This is a genomic window from Halorhodospira sp. 9621 (assembly GCF_022228055.1).
In the GTDB taxonomy this organism is placed as follows: Bacteria; Pseudomonadota; Gammaproteobacteria; order Nitrococcales; family Halorhodospiraceae; genus Halorhodospira; species Halorhodospira halophila_A.
The window spans coordinates 24,623-32,574 of the sequence record NZ_JAJNRD010000025.1 but is presented as its reverse complement, the minus strand read 5'-3'; the positions used below and the strand labels follow the sequence as shown (position 1 = coordinate 32,574).

Here is a 7,952-nt window from a genome sequence, read left to right as displayed (position 1 = left end):
CCCCCCCCCCCCGGCGGTGGCGGCCCCCCCGGGGGACTTCTCTGCCGCCAGACCCGGCGGTCAGCACACCGACGCGCCCGACACCGTTCGGTGCCGGGCGTCTACGCATTGCCAGCTTCCGCGTTGCCGAGGCGATCGCCGTCGGGCGCATTGGACGGCGCCACCACGCCGGCGCGGGTTCACTCATGGTAATGCGAGGATCGGGGCTCCCTGCCGGCAGCGGACGGCGAGTCGATGATCCGGTTGGGGTGACCCTCCAGGATGCCTTCGATGCCGCGGAACGGGTCGCCGATATGCATGCCCCGGTGATCGATCCGGAACTGCCGAATGCTCTTCTCGTGAGCGGCACCGCGCATCTTGAGCACGGTGAGCCCGCGCCGCACCTCGCCGGCCATTTCGACGTAGCGCAGCAGGATGATCGAATCGGTGAGTGTGGAGATGTGGGCCTCGGTGACGGAGGATCCACCCATCAGCGAGGGCGTACTGGCCGTAAACAATCCCGCCGTCTCCCGATCCTTGGTGAAGGAGGTCAGAGCGATGACAAACTCCCGGAACCCACGTGGGGTGGCCACGCGCTCCAGCGCGGTCAGGCTGTCGAGCGCGATCCGGTGGGGCCGGAAGGTGTCGATGGCCTGCTTGATGCGGATGAGGTGATCCTCCAGCCCAGCCGACTCCGGGTACTCGCAGTGGATTTGCAGGTCACCCCGCGCTTCGGCGGGCTCGTACTGAACGTCCCAGCCACGGGCGTTGCGGATGAGCTGGTCGCGACTCTCCTCGAAGGCAAAGAGCAGGCAACGCTCGCCGACCGCCAGGCCGCCTGCGATGAATTCCGTGGCCATCAGGGTCTTGCCGGTCCCCGTGGCCCCGGAAGCGAGCACGATGGAATCCCTGTAAAAGCCACCGCCGCACATCCGGTCCAGATCGGCGTTGCCCGAGGTAATACGCAATTCGGAGGAACGCTGGGTCAGTTCCATCGCCGAGAGCGGGATTGCAACCACACCGCTTTCGGGCAGGATCGTGAACGGGTACTCCCCTTTCTGGTGGTTCGTGCCGCGGAATTTGAGGATCTCCACCGTCCGGCGGCGTGTCTCCGCCTCCAGGATATTCCGCAGGATGACCACGTTATCCGCAACGAACTCTTCCACCCCGTGCCGTGCCACCAGGCCATACTCGGCCTCGCGCTCGGCGGTCATGACGGTGGTAATCCCCAGCCGCTTCATTTGGCCGGCAATCCGAAACAGATCCCAGCGCACCTGCCGGACATCCGGGAAGCGCGAGAACATGGCACCGAGGGAGTCGATGGCCAGGCGGGTCGCGCCCGAGCGCTGCACGGCGCCGAAGACCCGAGCGATCAGGCCACCCAGGTCGTAGGCGCCGGTCTCCTGCGGCTCCTGATCGATATCGGGGGAGGCGTCCACGAACGTCCACCAGCCGCTGGCCTCCCACTCCTCCACGGGCCACCCGAAGGCCTGCAGATTGCGCCGCAGGTCGGCCGGTGATTCCTCGCAAGTGACAAAAACGCCCGGGGTTTGCTCATCGAGGATCCCCGCAGCCAGGAACTGCCCCGCAAAGACCGTCTTGCCGCTACCCGGCGTACCCGCGACCAGAGTGGTCCGTCCCGCCGGGACACCCCCCCGGGCGATGGAGTCGAACCCCGGGATCCCGGTGGCGGTCTTGCACACCGGCTCGATGCTCCGTTCACTCATGGCATTCCATCCTTTGCCTCGGGGATCAACTGCAGGCCGTTGAGTACCTGCTCACGATCCGAAAGATCACCGATGACACGCCGCACCGGTGGCGGTAGCTCCTTGATGAGCGCGGGGGTGGCAATCACCCCCTCTTCGTCACCCCGGTGCGGCTCTTGCATCAGATCGACCACCTCGATGCGGTACTGATCCGGGAACTGTGACTCGCAGATCCGCTGGAGATTGTGCAGGGCTGCGCGGGCGTGCGGACTGTCGCCCGCAATGAAAAGCCGCAGCAGATAGCGGGGCGCGGAGGTGTCTTCTGGCATATCTGGCGTGCCCTGAGGTCTTCCGGGCAGGCTAGCATCGCCGGTCTCACAAGACCATCAAACGCCAGCTGGCGTGCTTGTGCACGACCGCCTGCGTGCTGGCAGAATGCCCGCAGGACGTGGCCGGGATCGACCCTAATCGGGGCACCGACCGCCGCCCGGGCCCCCGGGGCGACACAAGGACTCCCGCACATGGAAAAGGCGTCCCTCACCGCGACGGCTTAGGCGCCGCATCCGCACCAGCAACGATGCAGGACCCTTTCTGACCGGTGGAAGCAAACGACTGGCTACTGCTGATCACCGTCTGCGCCCTGGGGGCCATGTCGCCGGGGCCGAGCCTGGCGGTTGTGGCGCGTCACAGCCTGGAAGGCGGTCGGTCGGCCGGGCTCACCGCGGCCGTCGCCCACGGTATCGGCGTCGGCGGCTACGCCGCCCTCAGCGTGGTCGGGCTGGCCGGTATCCTGGCCGCCCACCCGACCCTGCTGGCGGCCATCCAGGGCCTGGGTGCCGCATACCTGGGCTGGCTGGCCGTGCAGTCCGCCCGCAGCGCCCGGATCGGACCGGAACCCCCTGCTGCACAGAAAGACCGGTCGCCGGCGCAACCGGGCAGCCCGATCCAGGCGGCAGGAGACGGCCTGGCCATGGCACTGCTCAACCCGAAGATTGCCCTGTTCTTCCTGGCGATCTTCAGCCCGTTCACCGGCCCCGGGCAGGCGGCGTGGGAGCAGGCGCTGATGGTGTCCATTGCCGCCGGGGTGGACATCGGGTGGTATGCGGCGGTCGCCGCGCTGTTCTCGCTGCCAGCCTGGCGTGAGCGGCTAAACAGCCACCAGCGGCTGCGCGAAGGGGTCTTCGCCGTGGTACTGGCCATGCTCGCGCTCTACACCGCCGGCATCGCCGTGGGCGCTGTCTGAGCCCGCGCGATGAGCCGGGGCGGCCGCAATCACCCGCGCTCGGCGCGATCCACCGCCTCGCCCCACTCCTGGTCATAGCCCCAGGCCATGTGCGGCGAATAGAGCACGCGCAGCTCCTCCTGGCGGTACACGCCACGGATCTCTACACCCTCCTCCTCCGCCAGCGAGCGGAACCGTGGGCGGATGAAGACGCTGCCGTCCGGCCGGCGCAGCAGGAAAACCTGTGGGGCCATGCTGCTCGGGCCGCGACGGGTCACCACCGCGGTCTCGCCGTTGCTCAGATCGACCAGGGTGCCCGGTGGAAAAACCCCCAACTCGCGAATGAGCAGCCGCGTCAGCGTGGCGTCGAAGCGACACCCATCGTCCGCGTATAGCTCCCGCAGGGTATCCCGGATGACATGCGCCGGGCGGTGAGCGCGAGGGGTCACCATGGCCATATAGACATCGGCGAGCATGACCACCGCGGCCTCGGTACTGATCCCCTCCCGTGTCAGCCCGCGGGGGTAGCCGGAGCCGTCCATCCGTTCGTGATGCTCGCGGACGGCGCGCAGCCAATGTTGATCCTCCAGGCCCGCGGCCGTCAGCAACGCCTCGGTCCGCTCCGGGTGACTGTGGAGTTCACGGCGCTGCGCCGCGCTGAGGGCGCTCTCCTGCTGATCGAGCTGTTCCTGCAGGGCGAGCATGCTGAGGTTGGCGGTCAGCGACGCACCGACCACCGCCCGGCGCTGACCACCGTCCAGAGAGGCGGCGCGGGCGAGCAGGTCCGCGACTACAGCCTTGCGGATGGGGTGCAGCACGCGATTGGGGAACTCGCGGTTGATGTGCGCCGCCGCCAGTGCAGCATCCGGATCGCGGTCGATCAGGTTGCCGAGCTGGCTGATCATCCCCTCCAGCCGCAGCAGGTAGTCGTGGCGACCGAGATCGATGGCGTGATGGACCCGCCGCAGGGAAGCGGCACATCGGTCGAAACTGACGAAGGGATCGAACTTCAGTTCGCCACTGTGGTTCTCCCAAGACGGGCTGGCTTCCCCCAGGGTAACCGTATCCTCCTGGAACGAGGTGGCACGAGCGCGCCCCGACTCCAGCAGCATCTGGCGCTGCGCGTCGCTTTTCAGCACGCGGCCGGAGCGCAGCAGGAGCCGTTCGTAGGTATCGTAGATGGAGTACGGCACCGGGCGACCCACGACGAGATCCTTTCCACGCACGGGCAGGAAGCGCTCCGGCTCCCCGCTTTCTGGGCTGCGTTTCGACTGCTCGCTCATGATCGCTGGTGACCGCAAAATGGACCGAGGAGGCGGTGAGCCGCTACGACAAACCGCCGCAGGCTGGTTTCCACCTCCCAGAATATCGGGAAACGCACGCCGGGAGAACCGCTCGGGGCCGCCGGGACCCTCAGCCACCCGGCCGCGCGCTTGGCCGGGACGGTGCCAGCCGCTAAGCTGGGCCCCATGACGCGCGCAACCTTCGGCCGGACCTGGTGGGGCGAGCAGTGGCTTGGCGCCCTGCACGAAATCGATTACACCAACCGCCTGCCACGGGGCCGGCGTTACGCCAACAACGGGTCCGTCCAGGCCCTGACCATCGATCAGGGCGAGGTCACCGCCCGGGTGAAGGGGTCGCGTCGCCAGCCTTACAAGGCGCACCTGCGGATCCCTGCGTTGCCGGCGGATCAGACCCGGCAGCTGATCGAGGCCATTGTCGATGATCCGGCGCTGCTCGCAGGGCTGCTCAACAGGCAGCTGGATCCGGCGGTACTGGAGCGCGCCAAGGCGGCGGGCATCCGCGTCTTCCCGAGCAGCTGGCAGGAGCTGGGCATGCGCTGCTCGTGCCCGGACTGGGCCGTCCCGTGCAAGCACCTGGCGGCGGCGGTCTATCTGCTGACACGCGAGATCGATACAGATCCGTTCCTGGTCTTCCGATTGCGCGGGGTCGACTTACTCGGCGCGCTGCGCGAGCGGGGCCATGAACTCCCAGAGAACGACGCCCAGGGGGCGCCGCCGAGCCTGGCGGCGGCACTGTGCGCCGGCAGCGCGGCACCGGAGGAGACAGCGGCCGACCCGGCAGTGCTCGCCGAGCTAGATTTCTCACGGCTGCCCGATCGCATCGAGGCGATCCCGGACGCCCTCCCCCAGGAACCGCCGATCGGCGGGCTGAACAGCTACCGCAAGCTCTGGCGCACCCAGATACGGCGTGTCGCCCGGCAGGCCCAGCGCACGCTGAGCGACGCCGCACGCAGCGACGCACAGGTCCAGGAGGCGCAGACCCAAGCCACCACCCTGACCCCGGACGACCACCCCATCATTCGGGTGGATGCCGACGGCGACGTCCAGATCGACGGCTGTGAAGCGGCTGCAGAGCTCGCGGACCTCGTCGAGCTGCTCGCGCCCCTGGACGCCGACCAGGTGGCCGACCTGCAGCCGGAGGTTGCAGCCCTGCATGCGGCCTACCGCACCGCCCTGCACCTGACCGCCGCCGGCGCGGCGGTACCCTGGGTACTGACCATCGACCGGGGCGGCACCAGCGTCCTGTGGATGCCAGCGAGCCTGGATCCGCAGGTCGATACGCTCCTGCGCAGCCTTGCTGCGGGCACCCCGGAAGGGGTCATCCGCCTGGACGAGCCCGGGGCCGACCAGGGCCTCGACCGCCGGACCCGGGCCCGTCTGCTCTGCGGCCTGTTCATCGATTACTGGATCCGGGAGTGGAGCGAGCTTGCCAGCAATGCAGCCGCTGACCCGGTGGCCGACCTGCTTTTCGGCGGTGGCTGCGCCTGGCTGTCGGATCCCGGCCAGGGCGGCACCGCCGCCAGCCTGCACCATTGGCTGCGCCGTTTGCACCTGGCCGAAGCGGCGCAGACCCTGATCCTGCGTGTGGACGAGCCGCAGCCCGAATCCTTCGAACTCTCCATCGAGGTCGGCGACGAGCCGGGCGGCAACGGCGCGGGCGCCCATCGCCCGCTCGCCGACGCCCTCGCCGAGCGCGGCGACGGGCACAGCGAGCTGCTGCGCACCACGGCGATGCTGGCCGATGCCTACGACCCGCTGCGCGACTACCTGCGTGGCGGGGGCCGCACACCGCTGTCACTCACCCTCGACGAGCTGCCGGAACTGCTCTTCAACGTCTTCCCGACACTGCAGCTGCTCGGCGTCCGCACGCTGCTGCCCCGGTCGCTGGAGCGACTGGGCCGACCACCGAGCGCAACGATGAGGCTCACCGCCAGCAGTAGCGACAGCGACGGCCACCTCAACGCCAACGATCTGTTCCGCTTCGACTGGCAGGTGGCAGTGGGCGATGACGTGATCGACCCGGGAACCTTTGAGGACTTGGTGGAAGGGGCGACCGGGCTGGTCCGCTTCCGCGGACAATATGTTTACCTCGACCCGCAGGAGATCGAACGTGTCCGCCGCAACCTGGCCAACCCGCCGACGGTTGGCGGCGCGGAGCTGACCCGAGTCGCGCTCACGGGGGAGTACGCCGGGACGCCAGTGCAGTTAGACGAGAGCGCTCGGGAACGGGTCGCAGCTCTGCACCAGGACCTTGAGCGCGCGCCCCCCCGATCACTGGCTGCGCAGCTGCGCCCCTACCAGCAACGCGGCTTCCAGTGGCTCTACGGCAATGTCCGCGCCGGACTGGGCTGCGTGATCGCCGACGACATGGGCCTGGGCAAGACCGTACAGATTCTGGCCCTGCTCGCGCAGCTCCGCGACGACGGGGAACTGGCCGGGCGGCCGGCGCTGGTCGTGGTCCCGACCAGCCTGCTAAGCAACTGGATGCGCGAAATCCAGCAATTCGCCCCCGAGCTGGGTGCCACCACTTACCACGGCGGCCGGCGCGCCCTGCCGGACGATGCGCAGGGAACCGGCGTCGTGCTCACGACCTACGGCGTGGCGCGAACCGACGCCGCACGGCTGCGGCGGCAGTCCTGGCGCGCGCTGGTGGTCGACGAGGCACACAACCTCAAGAACCCCCAGGCGGCCCAGACCAAGGCGATCAAATCCATCCCCGCCGGCGCCCGGGTAGCCATGAGCGGCACCCCGGTGGAGAACCGACTCACCGAGTACTGGAGCCTGATGGACTTTTGCAATCCGGGCCTGCTCGGCACCCTGAAGCGCTTCACGCGCGAGTACGTCACCCCGATCCAGACCCACGGTGACCAGGAGACGGCCACGCGCTTTCGCCGGGTCACGGCCCCGTTCCTGCTGCGACGGCTGAAGACCGACCGAAGCATCATCACCGACCTGCCGGAGAAGATCGAGCAGGATCAGTACTGTCAGCTCACTCCCGAACAGAGTGCGCTGTACGAATCGGTGGTGCGCGAGGGCCTGGAGGTCATCCAGGGAACCTCCGATACGTTCCGGCGCCAGGGTCTGGTGCTACAGATGATCCTGGCGCTCAAGCAGATCTGTAACCACCCGCGCCAGTACCTTAAGGAGGGCGAAGACGGGAGCGAGGCGTCGGGCAAGATGCAGCGCCTGCTTGAACTCCTCGAACCGATCCAGCGCCGGCACGAGAAGGCGATCGTGTTCACGCAGTTCCGCGAGGCCGGCAGCTTGCTCCAGGAGGCCGTCGCCGAGGCCACCGGCCGCACACCGGCGTTCCTGCATGGCGGACTCTCGAGAAACCAGCGCGACGCAGTCGTCCACCGCTTCCAGAATGATCGCACCGAACGGGTACTGGTGCTGTCCCTGAAGGCCGCCGGCACCGGACTCAACCTGACTGCGGCCTCCCACGTCATCCACTTCGACCTGTGGTGGAACCCGGCCGTCGAGGCCCAGGCCACGGACCGCGCCTACCGCATCGGGCAAACGCAGACGGTTCAGGTCCACCGCCTGCTGACCCAGGGCACCTTCGAGGAGCGGATCAACGACATGATCCAGTCCAAGCGCGCACTGACGGAGATGACGGTGGAAAGCGGCGAGCAGTGGATCGGCAATCTGGACGACGCCCAACTCAGCCAGGTTTTCAGCCTGGGTCAGAACCACACCGAGCCGGCGTGACAGCTCCCCACGACCGTGACGAGGGGCGCG

General features: G+C 68.3%; 5 protein-coding genes. 2 read left to right on the top strand and 3 right to left on the bottom strand.

Annotated elements, in window-relative coordinates; translation table 11 throughout:
• Positions 1–179: 179 nt before the first annotated feature.
• Together kaiC and LRF89_RS10790 are read right to left on the bottom strand one after the other, a co-directional pair.
• Positions 180–1,706 carry a circadian clock protein KaiC gene (kaiC, locus tag LRF89_RS10795; protein WP_238637090.1) on the bottom strand — a complete coding sequence of 509 codons (1,527 nt, stop codon included), beginning with the start codon at positions 1,704–1,706 and terminating at the stop codon, positions 180–182.
• Positions 1,703–2,014 carry a circadian clock KaiB family protein gene (locus LRF89_RS10790; protein ID WP_238637089.1) on the bottom strand — a complete coding sequence of 104 codons (312 nt, stop codon included), beginning with the start codon at positions 2,012–2,014 and terminating at the stop codon, positions 1,703–1,705. The genes kaiC and LRF89_RS10790 overlap by 4 nt, the downstream gene beginning before the upstream one ends.
• A gap of 269 nt (positions 2,015–2,283) precedes the next feature.
• On the opposite strand from LRF89_RS10790, the gene LRF89_RS10785 reads away from it, so the two are divergent.
• Positions 2,284–2,928: a LysE family translocator gene (locus tag LRF89_RS10785; protein ID WP_238637088.1), complete on the top strand. Its 645-nt coding sequence runs from the start codon at positions 2,284–2,286 to the stop codon at positions 2,926–2,928.
• Positions 2,929–2,957: 29 nt separating this feature from the next.
• Here the strand turns inward: LRF89_RS10785 and LRF89_RS10780 are convergent, their stop codons facing one another.
• On the bottom strand, positions 2,958–4,190 hold the full coding sequence (locus LRF89_RS10780; RefSeq protein ID WP_201169359.1) for an HD-GYP domain-containing protein: 1,233 nt from the start codon (positions 4,188–4,190) through the stop codon (positions 2,958–2,960).
• Between the two features lie 186 nt (positions 4,191–4,376).
• On the opposite strand from LRF89_RS10780, the gene LRF89_RS10775 reads away from it, so the two are divergent.
• Positions 4,377–7,922 carry an SNF2-related protein gene (locus tag LRF89_RS10775; protein WP_238637087.1) on the top strand — a complete coding sequence of 1,182 codons (3,546 nt, stop codon included), beginning with the start codon at positions 4,377–4,379 and terminating at the stop codon, positions 7,920–7,922.
• Positions 7,923–7,952 lie beyond the last annotated feature (30 nt).